This is a genomic window from Paraburkholderia phenazinium (assembly GCF_900142845.1).
Classification (GTDB): Bacteria; Pseudomonadota; Gammaproteobacteria; order Burkholderiales; family Burkholderiaceae; genus Paraburkholderia; species Paraburkholderia phenazinium_A.
On record NZ_FSRU01000001.1, the window covers coordinates 1,977,834 to 1,999,041 of the forward strand.

The window sequence follows — 21,208 nt, forward strand, 5'->3', positions numbered from 1 at the left end:
ACATGACTCTCAATCTTTCTGTAGAAACGCGCGGCGACGTTGTGGCGAACGCGTTGCCTCCCGAACTGCGCCCGCCCGTTACGCCTGATCTGATTACCGACGACGCGCAGGCCCTGCTGACCGCTCGGCGCCTCGCTGCGCAATTCGCGCCTGAAGCGGCGCTGCGCGACCGCGAACGGCGGTTGCCGTGGGTCGAACTCGACGCCTTCGTCGCGAGCGGCCTGTGGGGCATCACCGTGCCGCGCGAATTCGGCGGCGCAGGGGTGCGCAACGGCACGCTCGCCGAAGTGACCGCGATCATTTCCGCCGCCGACGGCTCGCTCGGCCAGATTCCGCAAAACCATTTCTACGCGCTGGAAGTGCTGCGCGTCGGCGGCAGCGTCGAACAACAGCGCTTTTTCTATCAGCGTGTGCTGGCGGGCGAGCGCTTCGGCAACGCGCTTGCCGAAATCGGCCACAAGGACTTCAAACGCCGCACGCGGCTCACGCGCGGCGCGCGCGGCTGGCAGGTGGACGGCCGCAAGTTCTATTGCACGGGGGCGCTTTACGCGCACTGGATTCCCACTTTGGTGGTCGCAGAAGAGCAGGGACGCGACGTCACGTATCTGGCCTTCATTCCGCGCGATACGCCAGGCGTGACAGTTACGGACGACTGGGACGGCTTCGGCCAACGTGTCACGGGCAGCGGCTCGGTGCAGTTCGAAGAAGTGCGTGTCGAGCCCGAATGGGTCGTGCCGTTCCAGGTGTCGTTCGAGCGGGCGACGACGATCGGACCGCTCGCGCAGATCATCCACGCCGCCATCGATCTGGGCCAGGCGCGAGGCGCTTTCGACGCCGCCGTGCAGTTCGTGCGCGAGCGTTCGCGGCCCTGGATCGACGCAAAGGTCGAACGCGCGGCCGACGATCCGCTGACCATCGCGCAGTTCGGCGACCTCGCCGTGCGACTGCGTGCGGCGGAAGCGTTGCTGCGCCGCGCGGGCCGCTTCGTCGACGCCGCCCAGGCCCACTCCACCGATCGCTCGGTGGCCGAGGCTTCGGTCGCCGTAGCCGAGGCGCGGGCGCTGACCACGACCGTGTCGCTCGACGCGGGCTCGCGCCTGTTCGAACTCGCCGGCACGGTTGCCACGCTCGACGGTCTCGGGCTCGACCGTTTCTGGCGTAACGCGCGCACCCACACGCTGCATGACCCGGTGCGCTGGAAGTATCATGCGGTGGGTAACTTCTACCTCAACGACAAGCTGCCGCCGCGGCATGGAGCCTTGTGATGGCGAAGAAACAGATTTTGCTCAACGCGTTCAACATGAACTGCGTCGGCCATATCAACCATGGCCTGTGGACGCATCCGCGCGACCGCTCCACCGACTACCGCCTGCTGCCGTACTGGACCAACCTCGCGCGCACGCTGGAACGCGGCCTGTTCGACGGCCTGTTTCTGGCCGATATCGTCGGCGTCTACGATGTCTATCAGCACAACGTGGATGTGACCTTGCGCGAGTCGATCCAGTTGCCGGTCAACGATCCCACGCTGCTGGTATCGGCAATGGCCGCCGTCACCGAACACCTCGGCTTCGGCGTGACCGTCAATCTCACCTACGAGCAGCCTTATCTGCTCGCGCGCCGCTTCTCGACGCTCGATCATCTGACGCAAGGACGGATTGGCTGGAACATCGTGACCGGCTATCTCGACAGCGCGGCGCGTGCGATGGGGCTCAACGAGCAACTGCCGCACGACGAGCGCTACGAGCGGGCCGACGAGTATCTCGAGATTCTCTACAAGCTGTGGGAAGGCAGTTGGGAACAGGGCGCGGTGCTGCGCGACAAGGCCGGCCGCGTCTATGCCGATCCGGCTAAAGTGCACGAGGTGAAGCATGCGGGGCGCTACTACAACGTCGAGGGCTACCATCTCGCCGAGCCGTCGCCGCAACGCACGCCGGTGTTGTTCCAGGCGGGCAGCTCCGGGCGTGGCCAACGTTTCGCCGCGCGGCACGCCGAGTGCGTGTTCATCTCGCCGCCGAACCGGACGGTCGGACGCGAGACGGTGCGAACGTTGCGCGAGCAACTGGTTCAGGCCGGCCGGCATCCGGACGACGTCAAGGTATTCGTTGGGGCCGCGGTAGTAACAGGTGCGACCGAACACGAGGCGCGCGAGAAATACGCGGACTATCTGCGTTACGCGAGCCGCGAAGCGGGTTTGGCTCATTTCGCGGCCAGCACCGGCATCGACTACGCGCAATACGATCTCGATGCGCCCGTCGACTATGCGCCCACCAACGCCATCGAATCGGCCACGCGGACCGCGAAGCAGCATGGCTGGACGCGTCGCAAGCTGCTGGAGATGTTCGAACTGGGCGGCCGCTATCCGGCCATTGTCGGCACGCCAGCGCAGGTGGCGGACGAACTGCAGGCGTGGGTCGAGGAAACCGGCGTGGATGGCTTCAACCTCAGCCGCACCGTCGTGCCGGAAAGTTACGAGGACTTCATCGATCTGGTCGTGCCGGAGTTGCAGAACCGCGGGCTGTACAAGACTGCTTACGACGAAGGCACCTTGCGCCACAAGCTGTTCAGCGAGGGCGATCTGTTGCCCGGACGGCACGCGGCAGCGAGTTTTCGGCGGCAGACGGCCGAACTCGCGTAGCGGTGAATGCGGCACCGACCTGGCGCCCGCGACTGTGTCGCAGGGCGCCAGCGTGTCTCCATCAAGGAACGAAACGGCCCTCTGCGGCAATTTCAGCCAGCGGCTTGCGTGGGCTCGGCGCCTCGCGGGCCTGCAACGCCTCCGGCAGCACACTCTTGTCGCCTGCGCGTCCGATTGCGATAGCCGCTTCGATCGAATACACATCGGGGACAGCTAGCCCCTGGCGGATCTTGTCGCGTTCGATGCCGGCCAGACCGTGCGCATGCCATCCCGAGAGACTCGCCTGCAGTGCGAAGTAACCCCACGCCGCGCCGGCATCGAACGAATGCGTTGGAGCCGGCACTTCGGCGCTGCCGCCGGGTGGCGTGAAAGTGCTTTCGACAGCACGATTACGACGGCCGCCGCGTGTTTGGCCCAACTCTGATTGAACTCGTTGAGAAAACCGAGGAAACGCGTCCAATGCTCCGTGTCGCGGCGGGCGTAAGCGAAGCGCCACGGTTGCGAGTTATAGGAGGAGGGCGCCCAGCGCGCCGCTTCGAAGAACGTCAGCAGTGTCGACTCTGGAATGGTCTCTTGCGTGAAGGCACGTGGCGACCAGCGGTCGAGAAACTGAACGTCGATCGGATGATCCGCAGCACGGGAGTTCGATGTGGTCATGGCTCTATCCAGAAAGAAACGAAAGCTGGCCACGCGGGCCAGATTGGTGAAATGCTAGTACGTTATAGACGATTTGGCGCGGATCGATGCGATCATGCCCGCGCGAGGCGGGCATGATCGTCGTTAAGGCGCCGCCGGATCAACGACGCACAAACATGGCCGCCTTAGAAATCGAAGCCCGGGCCGCCCGCGCCCGGACCGCCCGCAGGTGCCGACGGCGCGGCATCCTTCGGCGCTTCGTAGACAGTCGCATCGGTCGTCAGCAGCAGGCCGGCAATCGAAGCCGCGTTCTGCAGCGCGGTGCGCGTGACCTTGGTCGGATCGAGTACGCCCGATTCCACGAGGTCGCCGTATTCGCCGGTCTGGGCGTTGTAGCCGAAATTACCAGTGCCCTGCGAGACCTTCGCCACCACCACGCTGGCTTCCTCGCCGGCATTCGACACGATCTGGCGCAGCGGCTCTTCAAGTGCACGCAGCACGATCTTCACGCCGGCGTCCTGATCCGCATTGCTGCCTTTCAGATCGATGATCGCGTTGCGCACGCGAATCAGCGCCACGCCGCCGCCCGGCACAATGCCTTCTTCCACTGCGGCGCGGGTCGCATGCAAGGCGTCGTCGACGCGGTCCTTCTTCTCCTTGACTTCGACTTCGGTGGCGCCGCCCACCTTGATCACGGCCACGCCGCCGGCCAGCTTGGCGACACGTTCCTGGAGTTTCTCGCGGTCGTAGTCGGAAGTGGCTTCTTCGATCTGCACGCGAATCTGCTTCACGCGCGCTTCGATAGTCTTCGGGTCGCCGCCGCCGTCGATCACGGTGGTGTTTTCCTTGCCCACTTCGATGCGCTTGGCCTGGCCCAGCTCAGCGAGCGTAGCCTTTTCGAGCGTGAGGCCGGTTTCTTCGGCAATGACCTGGCCGCCGGTCAGGATCGCGATGTCTTCGAGCAGCGCCTTGCGGCGGTCGCCGAAGCCAGGCGCCTTGACCGCGACCGTCTTCAGAATGCCGCGGATGTTGTTCACCACCAGCGTCGCCAGCGCTTCGCCTTCGACGTCCTCGGCGATGATCAGCAGTGGGCGGCCTGCTTTGGCGACCTGTTCGAGCACCGGCAGCAGATCGCGAATGTTCGACACCTTCTTGTCGTGCAACAGGATGAACGGGTTGTCGAGAACGGCGACCTGCTTGTCCGGGTTGTTGATGAAATACGGCGACAGGTAGCCGCGATCGAACTGCAGACCTTCGACCACTTCGAGTTCATCCTCGAGCGACTTGCCGTCTTCGACGGTAATCACGCCTTCCTTGCCGACGCGGTCGATGGCTTCGGCAATCCGCTGGCCGATCGACTCCTCGCCGTTAGCCGAAATCGTCGCCACCTGAGCGATTTCCTTGCTGGTGGTGGTCGGCTTGCTGATCTTCTTCAGCTCGTCGATGGCGGCGATCACCGCCTTGTCGATGCCGCGCTTCAGATCCAGCGGATTGAGGCCGGCCGCCACATACTTCTGGCCTTCACGCACGATAGCCTGCGCCAGCACGGTGGCGGTGGTGGTGCCGTCGCCGGCGGCGTCGCTGGTACGCGAGGCGACTTCCTTTACCAGTTGCGCGCCGATATTCTGCAGCTTGTCGGCCAGCTCGATTTCCTTGGCGACCGACACGCCGTCCTTGGTCACCACCGGTGAACCGAAGCTGCGCTCCAGCACCACGTTGCGGCCCTTCGGACCGAGCGTGACCTTGACTGCATTCGCGAGCAGATTCACGCCTTCGACCAGTTTCGAACGCGCGTTGTCGCTAAAGACGATTTCTTTGGCTGCCATCTTGTGAAGCTCCGTTTATTGGTGGACTACGGCGACGATGTCTTCTTCGCGCAGCACGAGCAGGTCGGCGCCGTCGACCTTGACCTGCTGGCCCGAGTACTTGCCGAACAACACGCGCTCGCCGACCTTCAGATCGGGTTCGATGCGCTTGCCGTCGCTATCGCGCTTGCCGGGACCGACGGCGAGCACTTCACCCTGGTCGGGTTTTTCGGCGGCGCTCTCGGGAATCACGATGCCCGAGGCGGTTTTGGTCTCCTGATCGAGACGCTTGACGATGACGCGATCATGCAAAGGACGTAAGCTCATTTAGACATTCCTGCAGTGGAGATTTGGCACTCTTCGCTGGCGAGTGCTGACCGTGATTGAGTATAAGAATGGGCACGAGGTGGCTCCAATAACGAATCCTCAAATGCTTATCCGCATTTCGCTGTTTAGGTTATGGGGCATGCTGCAAAATCGGCATGCCCTGAAGCAGAGACCAGTAGGGAGTGCTGCGCAAGCGCAGATTTGCATATATGAATTCGTCGTTTTGCCGATGCGGTGTGCATGGCTACCATGCAACGCTTCAGCTACTCGTGCGAAATCCGACATCATGTCCACCGTTGCTTTTCCGTCGACGACCGTCGACACGCCGGCACAAACGGCAGGCGCCGGCCGTCCCGCTGTGATCCGTTCCGCGCAGGACGTCTCGCGTATCGTCAACGCGGGCGCTGCGAAAGGCAGTAACGCACGCATCGTGATTGCGATTGCGCTCGGCGGGGTCTTTCTGGATGCCTACGATCTGACTTCACTCGCTTACGGCATCAAGGACATCGCGCGGCAGTTTTCGCTTTCGCCGGTACAGGTGGGCTTCGTTTCGTCTGCGATCACGTTTGGCGCGATTCTCGGCGCGCTGTTCGGCGGCTATCTGACCGACCGGATTGGACGCTACCGCGTGTTTATGGCCGACATGCTGTTCTTCGTGGTCGCGGCCATCGCGGCCGGTCTTGCGCCGAATGCGTGGGTGCTCGGCGGAGCGCGCTTTCTGATGGGCTTCGGGGTGGGCCTCGATCTGCCGGTGGCGATGGCGTTTCTGGCGGAGTTCTCACGGGTGGCGGGCAAGGGCAACAAGGCGGCCAGCGTGGCCGCGTGGTGCCCCGCGTGGTATGCGGCCACCAGTACCTGCTATCTGCTGATCCTCGGCCTGTATGCGATCCTGCCCGAGCATCACCTGGGCTGGCTGTGGCGTCTGACGCTTGCGTTCGGCGCGGTGCCCGCCATCGCGATCATTCTGGTGCGCAGCCGCTATATCAGCGAGTCGCCGGTGTGGGCAGCGAACCAGGGCGATCTGGACGAAGCCGCGCGCATTCTCAAGCGCTCGTATGGGGTGGATGCGGTGGTCGAACGCAGCAGCGAGCCGGTCAAGGCGCCGCGTGCCGCGTCGTGGCGCAACTATGGCGTGCTGTTTAACCGCACCTACCGCAGCCGCACGATTCTCGCCGCGACCATTGGAGCGGCGTCCTCGTTTGGCTACAACGCGATCATCTTCGGCTTGCCGGTGATCATCACCAGCTTCTTTCATCAAGGACCGCTGACGACGATCGTCGCCGCGCTGACGCTGAATCTGGCCTTTGCTTTTGTGGGCGGATTGATCGGCGTGCGCACCGCGCCGACTGTGGGAGCCTGGAAGATGACGGTGCTGGGGCACTCGCTGCAGTTCGCGTCGCTGATCGGGCTCGCGTTGATCGGCAAGCCGGGCAGCGGCGTACTGGTCGTGCTGGCTATCCTGCTGCTGGGCGGCTATCTGTTCGGACAGGGCTTCGGGCCAGGCTCGCATTCGATGACTTACGCGTCGCTCAGCTATCCGACCTCGATTCGCGGCATTGGTGTGGGGTTCAACCAGACGCTGGTGCGCTCGGCGTCGACGGTGTCGCTGTTTCTGTTTCCGGTTCTCTCGGCCGCGCTCGGGACGAAAGTGTTCTGGGTGATCGCGGTGGCGCCGCTGACTTCGCTGCTGGTGTTGCTGGCTATCCGCTGGGAGCCGTCGGGGTACGACATCGACGCGGAGGATTATCTCGATCCGCTCGCGGTGGGCGGGCGTTCGGTTAACGCGGTCAACGCATAACTGACCTGACCTGGTATGGCCTGGCGCGAGGACGGCACCCGGCGTCGACGCAGGTCGCTGGCTTCCAGGCGCGCTGCATTGGCAGCTAGCCCATATCCATAGCTGCAATGCTTGGTTTGCCGATGCCCGCGGAGAGGATAACTTTCCAGATTGGTCCATCGAGACGGGAGGGGCTCCATGAGCGTCGCAGGTCAGCAGGCAAGAAAAGTGGATGACGCGTCGGTAGGCGCGCGCTACGACGTCGACGTGCTGGTGATCGGCGGCGGCCCCGCCGGCACCTGGGCTGCGATCGGCGCAGCCGCGCGAGGCGCCAGGGTGGTGCTGGCGGACAAGGGGTACTGCGGCACCTCGGGCGCCACGGCGCCGGCCGGTACCGCGCTCTGGTACGTGGCGCCCGATGGCGAGGCGCGCAGCCGCGCCAAGGCAAGCCGCTTTGCGATGGGCGGCGCGTTGGCCGAACACGCCTGGATGGACCGCGTGCTCGAACAGACGTGGGTGAACGTCCAGCAACTGGCTGAGTGGGGCTATCCGTTTCCCGTCGATCAGGATGGCGAACAACGTCGCACCTCATTGCAAGGCCCGGACTACATGCGCCTGATGCGCAAACGCGTCAAGGAGGCCGGCGCGAAGATTCTCGATCACAGCCCGGCACTGGAACTGCTGGTCGACGCTAGCGGTGCGGTGGCGGGCGCGGCCGGCGTCAACCGGCAAACCTCGGAGCGATGGATTGCGCGAGCGCGCGCCGTCGTGATCGCCACGGGCGGATGCGCGTTTCAGAGCCGTGCGCTAGGCTGCAACGTCCTCACCGGCGACGGTCAATTGATGGCCGCCGAAGTGGGCGCCGAACTGTCGGGCATGGAGTTTTCAAACGCGTATGGGCTGGGGCCCGCGTTCTCGTCGGTCACCAAATCGCTGTTCTACAACTGGGCGACCTTCTACGACGCCGATGGCGTGAAGATCGAAGGCGCCGGGTCGTCGCATGGACGCGGCATCATTGCGCGCGAGTTGCAGACGCGCCCGGTGTTTGGCTGTATCGACAAGGCCGATGCGCAGATCCGCGCATGGATGCGTACCGCGCAACCGAATTTCTTCGTGCCGTTCGACCGGCTCGGCATCGATCCGTTTACCCAGCACTTCCCGGTCACCTTGCGGCTTGAAGGCACCGTGCGCGGCACCGGCGGGCTGCATCTGCTGGACGAGCAATGCGCCACCTCGGTTGAAGGTCTATATGCGGCCGGCGACGCCGCGACACGCGAGCTGATCTGCGGAGGCTTCACCGGCGGCGGCAGTCACAACGCGGCGTGGGCGATGTCGTCCGGCCTGTGGGCCGGTGCGGGCGCGGCCGGGCATGCGCGTCAGGTGACGGGCGCGGCGCGCGCGCGTTCGCTGCGGCATGCCGGAGGTGTTGGCCTGCACGACGGAGGCGGCAGCAGCAGCTACGATAGTCAAAGCGTGGTGCAGGCGGTCCAGGCCGAAGTCTTCCCCTACGAACGCAACTGGACCCGCAGCGCCGATCTGCTCGACGACTCGCTGCAGCGGCTCGATGAGCTGTGGCTGAAACTGCGCGCCAGCGCTCCCGCGCGCGACGTGCAGGAAGCCGTGCGCGCACGCGAGGCCGCCGCGATGGTCGCGACTTCGCGCTGGATGTACCGCAGCGCGTTACAGCGGACCGAAACGCGCGGCATGCATCGTCGTCAGGAATACCAGGCACTGGACGATGGGCAGCACCATCGTCTGCTGAGCGGCGGGTTGGACGAAGTGTGGGTGCGCAAGACGCCGGTCGCTGCTTCCCCGGCTGTAGCAATGGGAGCGGCAGCATGATCGAGATCGTCAGCGAATCGCGCTGCACCGGTTGCAATATCTGTGTGCGGGCATGCCCGACCAACGTTTTCGAAGCGGTGCCTGGCGGCATTCCGCGCATCGCCCGCCAGGCAGACTGCCAAACCTGCTTCATGTGCGAGCTTTACTGCCCGGAGGATGCGTTATTCGTGGCGCCGCACGCTGACGGCGCATGCACGGTCGACGAAGCCGCCGTAACCGAAGGCGCATTGCTAGGCAGCTATCGCGACGCGGTAGGTTGGGGCCGTGGCCGGCAGTCCACCGCGGTCGCCGACGCGACTTTCGAACTGCTGATTCGAGCCCATTGAAGCGCGCCGCGACCGTGCGTTCGCACTGTAGATGTTTTGCATATGTGCAATGATTGGTTGGAGCGGCGCGATGACGACTTTACTGTTGATGGATTGGCGTCCACCCAATCCGTCTATCAGGAGTCTTCCATGAGTGCAGCCCTCTCAGCCGCCACGGCCTCGCTCCAGGTCGCGCCGCTCTCGGCGCATATCGGCGCGGAAATTCACGGTGTCGATCTCACGCAGAAGCTCTCGGCCCAGCAGGTCGCCGAGATACGCGCGGCTTTGCTGAAGTGGCGGGTGGTGTTCTTTCGCGAGCAGTTTCTCACGCACGAGCAGCACGTCGCGTTTTCGGCGCAATTCGGCGAACTGACGCTCGGCCATCCGGTATTCGGACACGTGGACGGCTATCCGCAGATCTACTCCATCTCCAAGTTTCGCAAGGCCACGCGCTTCGAGGGCGCCACGCTGCTAAGGCCGTGGACCGGCTGGCATACCGACGTCACCGCAGCGGTCAATCCGCCCTACGCGTCGATTCTGCGCGGCGTCACGATCCCGCCGTTCGGCGGCGACACCCAGTGGACCAATCTCGTCATCGCTTACGACAAGTTGTCCGAACCGTTGCGGGCGTTCGTCGACGGTCTGCGTGGCGTGCACCGCTTTACCCCGCCGGCCGGGGCGAGCGGCACGGAGGCGTTTGTGCAGGCGGTGTCGCAACGCACGCTGGTGACCGAGCATCCGCTGGTGCGCGTGCATCCGGAAACCGGGGAACGTGCCCTGTATGTGAGTCCGAGTTTCCTGAAGCACATTGTCGGCGTGACGCCGCGTGAAAGTCAGGCGCTGCTCGAACTGCTCTGGGAGCACGTGACGCGCCCCGAATTCACGGTGCGTTTCAAATGGGAGCCGGGCAGCATTGCGTTCTGGGACAACCGCGCCACGGCCCATCTCGCGCCCACGGATATCTTCGATCTCGACTTCGACCGCCAGTTGTATCGCACCACCCTGGTGGGCGACGTGCCGGTTGGACCCGACGGCAGGGCATCGATTTCATTGGAAGGCTCGCCGGTCGGCGCGGCGGCCGCCATTGCATTGAATTGAGGGCGACGCGCCATCGAGGGCGCGTCCCATGCGTTTATACAAGGAAAGCAGGCATGCAGGTCTTACAGGAAAACGCCGCGCAGTCGCGGCTCCAGGCGGCATTGTCCGCGTTGCCCGCATTGGCGGAAGCGATCGGCACAGACGCCGCGCAGCGGGAGGCGCGACGCGAGTTGCCGTTCGATGCGTTCACGCTGTTTCGGGAGTCGGGGCTAGGCGTGTTGCGTCTGCCGGTGGAGTGGGGCGGTCTTGGCGGCACGCTGGAAGATCTGTTTCAGGTGATCACTACCCTGGCTGCGCATGAGTCGAATGTCGCGCACGCGTTGCGGATTCATTTCGATCTGACCGAAGCGCTGGTGCTGTCGCCGCGCTCCACCTTTAACGATACGCAGATCGAGCGCTTGCAGAAGGGCGCGATTTTCGGCGGCGCATCGACTGAACTGGGCACTTCGCGCCCCGGCGAAATCACCACGAAGCTGGTGCGCGACGGCGCTCACTATCGTGTGACGGGCCGCAAATTTTATTCGACCGGAACCGCGTTTTCCGACTATGCGCGCATCAACGTGCAGGATGAAAACGACCAGAACGTGTCGATCGTGATTCCGGTAGCACGCGAAGGCCTGCAGGTTCTCGACGATTGGGACGGCATGGGCCAGCGCATGACCGCGAGCGGCGGCCTCGTGCTGGACAACGTTCGTGTGTATGCGCATGAAGTCGCGCTACGCGGCAATACGACGCTGGCGGGACGGCACGGCGGTGCGTTGCGGCAATTGCATCTGGTGGCGGTGGCGGCCGGCATTGTGCGCAACATCGTTGAGGATGCGCGCCGCTATGTCACGCAGTTTGGTCGGCCCGTGCTGCATAGTCCCGCACCGTCGGCGCGTGAAGATGGTTTCGTGCAGCAGGTGGTGGGCGATCTCGCGGCGCATAGCCTGTCGATCGATTCGTTAGTGCAGCAAAACGCTCGCACCCTCGACCGCTCTGCGAATGCGATCCGCAAAGGCGCCGGCAACGCCGAAGAGCGGGTGCTGGAAGGCGCGCTAGCTACAGCCAAAACCCAACTGGTGGTCAGCAAGCTGGCGCTGTATGCGGGCGAACGTCTGTTCGAAATCGGCGGGGCGTCGGCCACGGCGCGCTCGCATAACTTCGATCGCCACTGGCGCAACCTGCGCACGATCTTCAGCCATAACCCGCTGCTGCACAAGGCGCGGGTCATCGGCGATTACGAGCTGAACGGCGTGACCACGCATCTGACCGAGGGGCGGGTGTTCTGACGCGTAGTATGTGCGATTCGCCGCACGCCCGACGCGAACCGGACCCTCGCGTTTATCGAGCGACGCACTGACCCGCCAGACGAGGTGCAACCGGAGAAATTCGACGCCCTGTGCGTCCGGTCGGCTATCATGCCTATCCTCTCCGAAGTAGCTCCTTATGATTTCCGTCCGAAATGTCACACTGCGCCGCGGCGTCAATGTCGTACTCGACAGCGCATCCGTCACCTTCGCCCCCGGCGAAAAGATCGGCCTTGTCGGTCGCAATGGCGCTGGTAAGTCATCCTTTTTCGGCCTTCTCAACGGCACGCTGCACGAAGACGGCGGCGAGTTTTCGATACCCGCTGCATGGAAGATGGGCCAGGTCGCACAGGAGATGCCGGAGACCGAGCAGAGTGCGACCGACTTCGTCATCGAAGGTGATACCGTCATGCTGGCCGCGCAGGCAGAAGTCGCCGCCGCTGAGGCCAGCGACGACGGCATGCGCATGGCGCACGCCTACATGGCCCTGCACGACGCCGGTGCACACGATGCCCCCGCACGTGCCCAGGCGCTGATCCTGGGCCTTGGCTTCAGCGCTGCGCAGCTCAGCCAGCCGGTCAACAGTTTCTCCGGCGGCTGGCGCATGCGGCTGCAACTGGCGCGCGCGCTCATGTGCCCGTCCGACTTGCTGTTGCTCGACGAGCCGACCAATCACCTCGACCTCGACGCGCTGGTCTGGCTGGAAGCGTGGCTCAAGCGCTATCAGGGAACCATGGTAGTGATCAGCCACGATCGCGAATTCCTCGACGCGGTGACCCAGGTGACGGTGCACGTCGACAACGCCAAGCTGGTGCGTTACGGCGGCAACTACAGCAAGTTCGAAGAGATGCGCGCCGAGCAACTGGTGCTGCAGCAGGCCGCGATGGTCAGGCAGGCGGACAAGATCGCCCACCTGCAGAAATTCATCGACCGTTTCAAGGCCAAGGCCTCGAAGGCGAAGCAGGCGCAGAGCCGCGTCAAGGCGCTCGAACGCATGGAGAAGATCGCACCGGTGCTTGCCGACGCAGAGTTCACCTTCGAGTTCAAGGAGCCGCTCAACGTCCCGAACCCGCTGTTGTCGATGCTGGACGCGAGTTTCGGCTACCCGGCGCCGGCCGGCGCACCGCCGGGCACGCCGCCGACGGTCATCGTGCGGGGCATCAACCGATCCGTGCTGGCCGGGCAGCGCATCGGCATTCTCGGCGCCAACGGCCAAGGCAAGTCCACTCTGGTGAAGACGGTGGCGCACGAGCTGGTGCCGATTGCCGGTGAAATCAGCGAAGGCAAGGGTCTGAACATCGGCTACTTCGCACAGCAGGAACTCGACGTGCTGCGTCCTCTCGACACGCCGATGGAACACATGATCCGCCTTGCCAAGGACACGCCGGCGCACATGCGTGCCCCGGGCCAGAGTGGCACCGAGCAATCGCTTCGCACCTTTCTCGGCACTTTCAATTTCAGTGGCGACATGGTCCATCAGGCGGTCGGCACGATGAGCGGCGGCGAAAAGGCGCGGCTCGTGTTGTGCATGATCGTGTGGCAGCGCCCCAACTTGCTGCTGCTCGACGAGCCGACCAACCACCTCGACCTGGCCACACGCGAAGCGCTAGGCATGGCACTCAACGAATTCGAAGGCACAGTGATGCTGGTCAGTCACGACAGGTCTCTGCTGCGCGCGGTATGTGACGAGTTCTGGCTCGTTACCAAGGGTGGCGTCGAGCCCTTCGACGGCGATCTGGACGATTACCAGCAGTTCCTGCGCGACGAAGCCCGTCGCATGCGCGAGCAGGCTGCGGGGGAGCAGAAGGTCGTCGCCTGAGTTAACCCCCAAGGCAGTTCCAGTCTGGAAGCTGTCATCGCGCTCGCATCGCGCGTTGCGTTCGCACGTGCGCATCCAGCGCGACCTGACACGCTCGCCAGCACCGAAACGGTGCGCCTGTACCGTTGCGCCGAACGCGATATATCGATAGCAGGATGTGTTGGTTCATTAGCCAATCCGTCGTTGCTACGATCAAGCTCTCCGGCCGGTCTCCCGGGCAAGGACCGATCCCTTCCGACATCTCCGTGTCGCAGGTTTCCTGCGCGTGGAGACGGCCGCATGCAACTCCCCTGAAAACACCTGCACTGCTGGCGAAAGGAAGCGAATTACATGGCTGGGCTGAATCGACGCGAGTTTCTGATTTCATCGGGCGCTGCATTGGCTGCGGCAGGCATGCCGACCCTGGCGCGGGCCCAGGGCGAGAGCGCCGCACCGAAGCGGGGCGGTACGCTCAACGTGCTGATCAACCCCGAGCCGCCGGTGCTGGTGTCGATCTTTCAGACCACTGGGCCTGCGCTGGCGGCCAGTTCGAAAGTGCTGGAAGGCCTGCTGGCATACGATTTCGATCTGCGTCCGCAACCTCAGCTCGCCACCGCCTGGACGGTCAGCCCGGACGGCCTGAAATACACCTTCACGCTGCGGCAAAACGTGAAGTGGCACGACGGTCAGCCGTTTTCTTCGGAGGACGTCGCGTTTTCGATCGACCTCCTGAAGTCCGTGCATCCGCGCGGACGCAGCACGTTCGCCAACGTGACACGCGTCTCCACACCCGACGCGCGCACCGCCGTCATCGAATTGTCGAAACCGGCGCCGTACCTGCTCAAGGCGCTGTCCGCCGGAGAATCGCCGATCGTGCCGAAGCATCTGTATGCCTCGGGCGATCCGCTCAGCAATCCTCACAACAACGCGCCGATCGGCACCGGCCCATATCGCTTCAAGTCGTGGACGCGCGGCGCCAATATCGTCTACGAGCGCAATCCCGACTACTGGGCGCCGGGCAAGCCGTACATCGACACGCTGATCTTCAAGGTGATTCCGGATGCGGCCGCGCGTTCGGCGGCCTTCGAAACGGGCGCGCTGGATCTGGGCGGCGAGAACCCGGTGCCGCTCACCGACTTGCCGCGCCTGATGCAACTGCCGCAGCTTGCGGTCGAAACGCGCGGTTACCGCTTTCTCGAGCCGCTCTCCGAGGTCGACTTCAATCTCGACCATCCGATCCTCAAGGATCTGCGAGTGCGCCAGGCCATTGCCCACGCGATCAATCCGCAGGTCGTGCAGCGCACGATCGCTTACGGTTACGCCGACCTTTCGCCGACCCCGATCACGCCGGCCTCGCCGTATCACGATGCCAAACTCGCGCCGTACGCGTTCGATATCCAAACCGCGGAGAAACTGCTCGACGCCGCGGGCTATCCGCGCAAGGACGGCGGCGTACGCTTCAGCCTGACTCACGACTACCTGCCGTATGGCGACCTGTACCAGCGCCAGGCGGACTATGTGAAATCGGCCTTGTCCAAGATCGGCATCGACGTCACGGTGCGCTCGCAGGACTTGCCCGCGTTTCTCAAGCGCGTCTACGCGGACCGCCAGTTCGACTTCACGAGTATCGGCGTGAACACGCTGTTCGATCCGAGCGTGGGCGTGCAGCGTCTCTACTGGTCCAGGAACATCCGCCCCGGCGTACCGTTTTCGAACGCGCCGCATTACAGCAATCCGGAAGTGGACCGTCTGCTCGAAGCCGCCTCGGTGGAAACCGACGAGAGCAAACGCGTCGTGCTGTATCAGCAGTTCCAGCAAATCGTCTATCGCGACCTGCCGATTCTGAATCTGGTCGCGCCGCGCATGGTTACGCTCGCCAACCGTCGCGTGCACAACCATACGGTGAGCGCCCAGGGCCTCGAAGGCAATCTGGCCGACGTGTACCTGAGCGCCTGACCGGGAGCCGCCATGAGCCGACGTTTGCGTTTCAGCACGATTGCGCGTCGCACAGCGTGGCAGGCATTGCCGACGGTGGCCGGCATCGTCGTCCTGAACTTCTTCCTGCTCAAGCTGATGCCGGGCGACGCGGCCGACGTGATCGCCGGCGAGTCCGGTTCCGCGACCGTGGAAACCATGCAGGTGCTGCGTGCGAGGTTCGGTCTCGATCAGCCGGTCCTGCATCAGTTGTGGTCGTACCTGTCGCATCTCGCGCACTTTAGCCTCGGTTATTCGCCGCGTTACGACATGCCGGTGATGCAGCTGATCCTGTCGCGCCTGCCGAATACGCTGCTGCTGATGGGCGTGGCGTTGTCGCTGGCGCTGGTGGTGGGTGTCACGCTGGGCGCGGTGATGGCGCATTGGGCCGGCAAGTGGCCCGACCGCGTGCTCTCGGTGCTGGCGCTGCTGCTCTATTCGACGCCGGGTTTCTGGATCGGCCTGCTGGCGATCGTGCTGTTTTCGGTGCGGCTCGGCTGGCTGCCGAGTGGCGGCAATCTGACCATCGGCGTGCAACTGCATGGCTTCGCGTACTTCGTGGACGCGCTCAAGCATGTCCTGCTGCCGGCTGCCACGCTCGCGACGTTCTTCGTCGCCATCTATGCCCGCCTCACGCGCGCCGCAATGCTCGAAGTGCAGCGGCAGGATTTCGTTCGTACGGCGCAGGCGAAGGGGCTGCATCCGTGGCGCGTGACCGTGCGTCATGTGTTGCGCAATGCGCTGATGCCGCTCACCACGATCGTCGGGATGCACTTCGGCACGCTGCTGGGCGGCGCGGCCGTCACGGAGACGGTGTTTAGCTGGCCCGGCCTCGGCCGGCTCGCGCTGGATGCCGTGATGGCGCGCGATTTCAGCGTGCTGCTGGGCGTGCTGTTGCTGTCCTCGCTGCTGGTGATCGTCGCGAACGTGGTGGTGGATCTGTTGCAGGTATGGCTCGATCCGCGTGTTGCCTGACGCTGGCCGCCGCTTTGTTTTGTTCAAGAGGCATTGAATGGCTTCCGAATCTCCCAACCTGATTTCCACCCCGGATGATGGGCCCGCAGCGACCTCGTCATGGCGCAGTCAGTTGGGCGGGGCCTTGTTCGGTCAACGAGGCGCGTCCTCGAGCGTGGCCGGCGCCGGAGTGGGACGCGGCGTCTGGCGTGCGCTGCTGCGCAATCCGTCCGCGCTGGCGGGGCTGGTGCTGCTCGCCGCCTTCATCGTGCTGGCGCTGTTGGCGAACCGCCTGTTTCCCGGCGATCCGCTCGACATGGTCGCCGCGCCGTTCGAATGGCCGGGTGCGGACCCGCACTACTGGCTCGGCACCGATTCGCTCGGCCGCGATGTGGCGGCGGGCATTGCCCACGGCACGCGTGTGTCGCTGCTGATCGGCGCTTCGTCCGCGGCAATCGGGCTGGTGATCGGCACGCTGGTGGGGGCGGTGGGCGGCTTTTTCGGCGGTGTCGTCGACGATCTGCTGGTGCGCGTGACCGAACTGTTCCAGACAGTGCCGTCGTTTCTGCTGGTCATCGTGATCGTGGCAATTGGCAGGCCGAGCGTGACGACCATCGCGCTCGCCATTGGCGTGGCCTCGTGGCCGACCGTCGCGCGAATCGTGCGCGCCGAATTTCGCACGCTGCGTCACGCGGATTTTGTGCTCGCGGCACGCAGCCAGGGCTTCAGCAACGCGCGGATCATCTTCGGCGAGATTCTGCCCAATGCACTGCCGCCCGTGATCGTGACGGCCTCGGTGATGGTGGCGAGCGCGATCCTGATCGAGTCGTCCTTGTCGTTTCTCGGCATGGGCGACCCCAACGCGGTGAGCTGGGGCAGCATGATCGGCGCGGGGCGCGACGCGTTACGCACGGCGTGGTATCTGACCGCGATCCCTGGTGTGGCGATCGTCCTCGCGGTACTTGCACTGAACCTGCTGGGCGAAGGACTGAACGACGCATTGAATCCGCGCTTGCGGCAACGGACCTAAGGGCGCGACGTGGCCAATCTGCTGGAAGTACGCGACCTGCGCGTGAGTTTTGGTGCCCATGAGGCGGTGCGCGGCGTGAGCTTCGAGATCGCGGCGGGCGAGACGCTGGCGCTCGTCGGCGAATCGGGCTGCGGCAAATCGGCGACGGCGCTCTCGCTGATGCGGCTGGTGCCGCCACCAGCACGCGTGTCGGGCAGCTTGCGCTTCGACGGCCGGGAGTTACTCGATCTGCCGCCGCGTGAAGTGCGGGCCATCCGCGGGCGGCAGATCTCGATGATCTTCCAGGAGCCGATGACGTCGCTCAATCCTGTGCTGTCGATTGGCGCGCAGATCGTCGAGACGCTGCGGCAACACGAATCGCTGTCGAAGCGGGACGCGTGGAAGCGTGCGATTGAACTGCTCGACCTCGTGCAGGTTCCGGAGCCGCAACGACGCGCCTTCGATTATCCGCACGAACTGTCCGGCGGCCAGCGTCAGCGGGTGATGATTGCGATGGCGGTGGCATGCCGGCCGCGTCTGCTGATTGCGGATGAACCGACCACGGCGCTCGACGTAACGATCCAGGCGCATATTCTGGAACTGCTCGATTCGTTGCGGCGCGAATTGTCGATGGCGTTGCTGCTGATTACTCACGACCTGGGCGTCGTCGCGGAGCATGCGGATCGCGTCGCCGTGATGCTGGCAGGCGAGAAGGTCGAGGAAGCACCGGTATCGAAGCTCTTCACGCAACCGCAGCATCCGTACACGCGCGGTCTGCTCGGCGCTTCGCTGAATCTCGCGGACGATCTGCATTACCGCGGCTGGAAGTTGCCCGAAATCCGTCATGGTGTCAGCGACGACGGCAAACCGACCTTCGCCGTCGTGCCGCGCGCGGCACGCACCGGACAATACGTGGCCGACTCCGCGCCGGGTTTCTCCGCGCTCGGCGATCCTCCACCTTTGCTGGCGCTGCACGATTTGCGCATCGACTATCCGCAGCGGCATAGCAAGTCGGTGTTACGCGCTGTCGACGGCGTCTCGTTGCAGATTGCGCGCGGCGAAACGGTGGGACTGGTGGGCGAATCCGGTTGCGGCAAATCGACCCTCTCGAAGGCCATCCTGCGTCTCGTGCCGGCTGCCGGCGGCGAGATCCGCTTGCGCGGCACGGACCTGGTGCCGTTGCGCGAACGCGAACTACGGCCGCTGCGGCGCCATGTGCAAATGGTGTTCCAGGACCCGTATGCGTCGCTCAATCCTCGCCGAACCGTGGCGGAGATTCTGGACACGGTGCTGGTGGTGAACGGCGAGGGCGACCGGAACCTGCGTCGTCAGCGCGTGGCAGCGATCCTCGATCGGGTCGGCTTGCCGAGTTCGGCGCTAGGCCGGTTTCCGCACGAGTTTTCCGGCGGCCAACGGCAGCGCATCGGCATTGCACGCGCGCTCGTGCTCGAACCGGATCTGTTGATCTGCGATGAACCGGTGTCGGCACTCGACGTGTCGATCCAGGCGCAGATTCTCAACCTGCTGGTCGAACTGAAGCGCGATCTGGGGCTCGCGTATCTGTTCATCTCGCACGATCTATCCGTGGTGCGCTATATCGCGGACCGCGTGCACGTGATGCAGAACGGCCGCATCGTCGAGAGCGGACATCATCGCGAGATCTGGCGTCATCCGCAGCATCCTTATACGCGCACGCTGCTCGATGCGATTCCCGGCAAGGATGCGACGCATGAAAGCCTCGACGCGTCGCGGATCTTTACTACCTCGCCTACCGCGTAACCACACGCAACGCAGCTTGCTTCGGGCCGCTGTTGTGGCGGCAGATTCGTTAGGTCTCCATTCATGTACCACGCGCAATGTGTGGTGCCGATTTCACTCGCCGGTTACCCAGGGACGCTGCGCCTTATAGCGCAAAACGCGCTTCGTGCCGCTCCCTGCTATGCATATAAGAATTATGTGGTTCCCGCATTTTGTCTTTTGATTAATATGTGAAGCAGTATCGGTCGCTGCGCTGCTGCGTGGGCCGCATCGGCAAGACGCGTGGCTCGCGCAACGCGCTTGATAGGTATCGGGCGCAGACGATCAAGGGAAACATCATCATGGCTGAAACGTTGGGACGCGCACCTGCATCGACTGACTGGTCGGAGGCGGAGCCTGCCGCTGCGAACCGGCAGCAAGCAGTTGCATCGCGGGCTGATGGCTTGCGGCGCTTGACCAGCGAGCGGGCGCTGCAAGTCATTTCGTGGGCGATGCCGCTGGCGGTCTTCGCGATCTGGGAGGCGCTGGCACGTTGGGGCGCCTTGTCGCCGCAAGTGTTGCCGGCGCCGACCAAGGTCGCGCAAACCGCATTCGATCTGGTGAAGCACGGCCAGTTGCTGCCTGATCTCGCCATCAGCCTGTTGCGCGCCGCAACGGGCTTCGTGATTGGCGGGACGCTGGGTTTTGCGCTCGGCACGGCGGTGGGTTTCTCGCGACTTGCCGAAGCCTTTCTCGACCGCAATATCCAGATGTTGCGCGCCGTGCCGTTTCTCGCGGTGTTGCCGCTGGTGATTGTCTGGTTCGGTGTTGGGGAGGTCGGCAAGATTTTTCTGGTCTCGCTGGGCGTGATGTTTCCGATCTATATCAACACGGTGTCCGGCATCCGCCAGGTGGACCCGAAACTGATCGAGCTCGGTCGCGTCACCGGCCTGAGTACTTCGAAGCTGATTCGCCGGATTGTGTTGCCGGGCGCGTTGCCTTCGGTGCTGGCCGGCGTGCGCTATGCGCTGACGACGGCATGGCTCGCGCTGGTCGTTGCCGAGACGATCGCGACCACGAGCGGCATCGGCTTTCTGGCGATGGACGCCCGCGAATTCCTGCGGACCGATGTGATCGTGATGACGATTGTGATCTACGCGCTGATCGGCGTGCTTGCCGATACGATTGCACGCGCGCTCGAACGCAAGCTGCTTGCTTGGCACAGCAACTACGCACGCGGAGCAAAGGCATGAGCGCGGTCGAATCGTTCGCACAGGGGGAGCGCGAGGCCGCTGTCGTGGTGCGCAATCTGCGGCGCAACTATGGGCCGCGTACGGTCATCGACCGTCTCAACCTGCGGATCGACCGCGGCGAGTTCGTCGCGCTGCTGGGTGAAAGCGGTTGCGGCAAGACGACGCTGCTACGTTCTCTGTGCGGGCTCGATGCGATCGACGGCGGCACCATCGACGGTCCGCGGCTGCCGGCCGTGGTGTTTCAGGAGCCGCGTCTGTTGCCGTGGGAAACGCTTTGGCGCAATGTCTCGCTGGGTCTGCCGGATGACGGCGCCAAGACGCGTGCGGCGAGTGCGCTGGGCGAAGTCGGTCTCGCCGATCGTCTCGACGACTGGCCGCGCAACCTGTCCGGCGGCCAGGCGCAACGCGTGGCGCTCGCTCGCGCGCTGGTGCAGGAACCGCGACTTCTGTTGCTCGACGAGCCGTTCGCCGCGCTCGACGCGCTGACCCGCATCAAGATGCATCGCCTGATCAAATTGCTGGTGGAACGTCATCAACCGGGTGTACTGCTGGTGACGCACGATGTCGACGAGGCGATTGCGCTGGCCGATCGCGCGTTGATCATGCGCGACGGCGCGATTGCCGCCGAATACCGCATCTCTCGCGAAGCGAATGCGCAGCGCGCTCATCCCGCTGCGACTGCCTTGCGCGAAGTGCTGCTGACCGAACTGGGGGCGGGCGCCGAGTCCGACGCATAACGCTGCGGAGGTCCGCATGCACGGCCTTTTCG

General features: G+C 64.3%; 16 protein-coding genes and 1 pseudogene. 14 read left to right on the forward strand and 3 right to left on the reverse strand.

Going from position 1 to position 21,208, the window contains the following annotated elements:
* The first annotated feature begins 2 nt into the window (after positions 1-2).
* Together BUS12_RS08650 and BUS12_RS08655 are read left to right on the forward strand one after the other, a co-directional pair.
* Positions 3-1,265 carry an SfnB family sulfur acquisition oxidoreductase gene (locus BUS12_RS08650; protein WP_074295311.1) on the forward strand — a complete coding sequence of 421 codons (1,263 nt, stop codon included), beginning with the start codon at positions 3-5 and terminating at the stop codon, positions 1,263-1,265.
* Positions 1,265-2,635, forward strand: a complete 1,371-nt coding sequence (locus BUS12_RS08655) for an LLM class flavin-dependent oxidoreductase (protein ID WP_074295312.1) — start codon at positions 1,265-1,267, stop codon at positions 2,633-2,635. The genes BUS12_RS08650 and BUS12_RS08655 overlap by 1 nt, the downstream gene beginning before the upstream one ends.
* A 61-nt stretch (positions 2,636-2,696) precedes the next feature.
* Here BUS12_RS08655 and BUS12_RS08660 read toward each other — a convergent pair.
* From BUS12_RS08660 to BUS12_RS08670, 3 genes and pseudogenes are all read right to left on the reverse strand, one after another.
* Positions 2,697-3,292 (reverse strand): annotated as a pseudogene (locus BUS12_RS08660) (nitroreductase family protein).
* A gap of 164 nt (positions 3,293-3,456) precedes the next feature.
* Positions 3,457-5,097, reverse strand: a complete 1,641-nt coding sequence (groL, locus tag BUS12_RS08665; protein ID WP_074295313.1) for a chaperonin GroEL — start codon at positions 5,095-5,097, stop codon at positions 3,457-3,459.
* Positions 5,098-5,112: 15 nt separating this feature from the next.
* Positions 5,113-5,403 (reverse strand): co-chaperone GroES, encoded by a 291-nt coding sequence (locus BUS12_RS08670; protein ID WP_074295314.1) that lies wholly within the window; start codon positions 5,401-5,403, stop codon positions 5,113-5,115.
* A gap of 286 nt (positions 5,404-5,689) precedes the next feature.
* Between BUS12_RS08670 and BUS12_RS08675 the strand changes: the two genes are divergently transcribed.
* The 12 genes from BUS12_RS08675 (at position 5,690) to BUS12_RS08730 (ending at position 21,176) form a co-directional block, all read left to right on the forward strand.
* Positions 5,690-7,201 carry an MFS transporter gene (locus BUS12_RS08675; RefSeq protein WP_074295315.1) on the forward strand — a complete coding sequence of 504 codons (1,512 nt, stop codon included), beginning with the start codon at positions 5,690-5,692 and terminating at the stop codon, positions 7,199-7,201.
* A 177-nt stretch (positions 7,202-7,378) separates the two neighbouring features.
* The gene (locus BUS12_RS08680; protein WP_074295316.1) at positions 7,379-9,022 is read left to right on the forward strand and encodes an FAD-dependent oxidoreductase; all 1,644 of its coding nucleotides are present in this window, start codon (positions 7,379-7,381) and stop codon (positions 9,020-9,022) included.
* Positions 9,019-9,348 carry a 4Fe-4S dicluster domain-containing protein gene (locus BUS12_RS08685; protein WP_074295317.1) on the forward strand — a complete coding sequence of 110 codons (330 nt, stop codon included), beginning with the start codon at positions 9,019-9,021 and terminating at the stop codon, positions 9,346-9,348. The genes BUS12_RS08680 and BUS12_RS08685 overlap by 4 nt, the downstream gene beginning before the upstream one ends.
* A gap of 129 nt (positions 9,349-9,477) precedes the next feature.
* On the forward strand, positions 9,478-10,425 hold the full coding sequence (locus BUS12_RS08690; RefSeq protein ID WP_074295318.1) for a TauD/TfdA dioxygenase family protein: 948 nt from the start codon (positions 9,478-9,480) through the stop codon (positions 10,423-10,425).
* A 53-nt stretch (positions 10,426-10,478) separates the two neighbouring features.
* Entirely contained in the window at positions 10,479-11,696 is a 1,218-nt protein-coding gene (locus tag BUS12_RS08695) for an acyl-CoA dehydrogenase family protein (protein WP_074295319.1), read from the forward strand.
* 157 nt (positions 11,697-11,853) lie between these two features.
* Complete coding sequence (locus BUS12_RS08700; RefSeq protein WP_074295320.1) at positions 11,854-13,533, forward strand: ABC-F family ATP-binding cassette domain-containing protein; 1,680 nt, start codon at positions 11,854-11,856, stop codon at positions 13,531-13,533.
* A 330-nt stretch (positions 13,534-13,863) separates the two neighbouring features.
* Positions 13,864-15,468, forward strand: coding sequence for an ABC transporter substrate-binding protein (locus BUS12_RS08705; protein WP_074295321.1), 1,605 nt, complete (start codon positions 13,864-13,866; stop codon positions 15,466-15,468).
* Between the two features lie 12 nt (positions 15,469-15,480).
* Positions 15,481-16,461 (forward strand): ABC transporter permease, encoded by a 981-nt coding sequence (locus BUS12_RS08710; protein ID WP_074295322.1) that lies wholly within the window; start codon positions 15,481-15,483, stop codon positions 16,459-16,461.
* Positions 16,462-16,498: 37 nt separating this feature from the next.
* Positions 16,499-17,470 carry an ABC transporter permease gene (locus BUS12_RS08715; protein WP_074295323.1) on the forward strand — a complete coding sequence of 324 codons (972 nt, stop codon included), beginning with the start codon at positions 16,499-16,501 and terminating at the stop codon, positions 17,468-17,470.
* A 9-nt stretch (positions 17,471-17,479) separates the two neighbouring features.
* Positions 17,480-19,228 carry an ABC transporter ATP-binding protein gene (locus BUS12_RS08720; RefSeq protein WP_074295324.1) on the forward strand — a complete coding sequence of 583 codons (1,749 nt, stop codon included), beginning with the start codon at positions 17,480-17,482 and terminating at the stop codon, positions 19,226-19,228.
* A gap of 209 nt (positions 19,229-19,437) precedes the next feature.
* Positions 19,438-20,439: an ABC transporter permease subunit gene (locus BUS12_RS08725; protein WP_367117601.1), complete on the forward strand. Its 1,002-nt coding sequence runs from the start codon at positions 19,438-19,440 to the stop codon at positions 20,437-20,439.
* Complete coding sequence (locus tag BUS12_RS08730) at positions 20,436-21,176, forward strand: ABC transporter ATP-binding protein (protein WP_074295325.1); 741 nt, start codon at positions 20,436-20,438, stop codon at positions 21,174-21,176. Before BUS12_RS08725 ends, BUS12_RS08730 begins: the two co-directional genes overlap by 4 nt.
* Positions 21,177-21,208: the final 32 nt, after the last annotated feature.

Bases quoted from the DNA above. Each gene is read 5' to 3' on its own strand.
- BUS12_RS08650 (WP_074295311.1), top strand. From the start codon at position 3: ATGACTCTCAATCTTTCTGTAGAAACGCGCGGCGACGTTGTGGCGAAC.
- BUS12_RS08700 (WP_074295320.1), top strand. From the start codon at position 11,854: ATGATTTCCGTCCGAAATGTCACACTGCGCCGCGGCGTCAATGTCGTA.
- BUS12_RS08655 (WP_074295312.1), top strand. From the start codon at position 1,265: ATGGCGAAGAAACAGATTTTGCTCAACGCGTTCAACATGAACTGCGTC.
- BUS12_RS08695 (WP_074295319.1), top strand. From the start codon at position 10,479: ATGCAGGTCTTACAGGAAAACGCCGCGCAGTCGCGGCTCCAGGCGGCA.
- groL (WP_074295313.1), bottom strand. From the start codon at position 5,097: ATGGCAGCCAAAGAAATCGTCTTTAGCGACAACGCGCGTTCGAAACTG.
- BUS12_RS08730 (WP_074295325.1), top strand. From the start codon at position 20,436: ATGAGCGCGGTCGAATCGTTCGCACAGGGGGAGCGCGAGGCCGCTGTC.
- BUS12_RS08705 (WP_074295321.1), top strand. From the start codon at position 13,864: ATGGCTGGGCTGAATCGACGCGAGTTTCTGATTTCATCGGGCGCTGCA.
- BUS12_RS08715 (WP_074295323.1), top strand. From the start codon at position 16,499: ATGGCTTCCGAATCTCCCAACCTGATTTCCACCCCGGATGATGGGCCC.
- BUS12_RS08675 (WP_074295315.1), top strand. From the start codon at position 5,690: ATGTCCACCGTTGCTTTTCCGTCGACGACCGTCGACACGCCGGCACAA.
- BUS12_RS08680 (WP_074295316.1), top strand. From the start codon at position 7,379: ATGAGCGTCGCAGGTCAGCAGGCAAGAAAAGTGGATGACGCGTCGGTA.
- BUS12_RS08690 (WP_074295318.1), top strand. From the start codon at position 9,478: ATGAGTGCAGCCCTCTCAGCCGCCACGGCCTCGCTCCAGGTCGCGCCG.
- BUS12_RS08670 (WP_074295314.1), bottom strand. From the start codon at position 5,403: ATGAGCTTACGTCCTTTGCATGATCGCGTCATCGTCAAGCGTCTCGAT.
- BUS12_RS08710 (WP_074295322.1), top strand. From the start codon at position 15,481: ATGAGCCGACGTTTGCGTTTCAGCACGATTGCGCGTCGCACAGCGTGG.
- BUS12_RS08685 (WP_074295317.1), top strand. From the start codon at position 9,019: ATGATCGAGATCGTCAGCGAATCGCGCTGCACCGGTTGCAATATCTGT.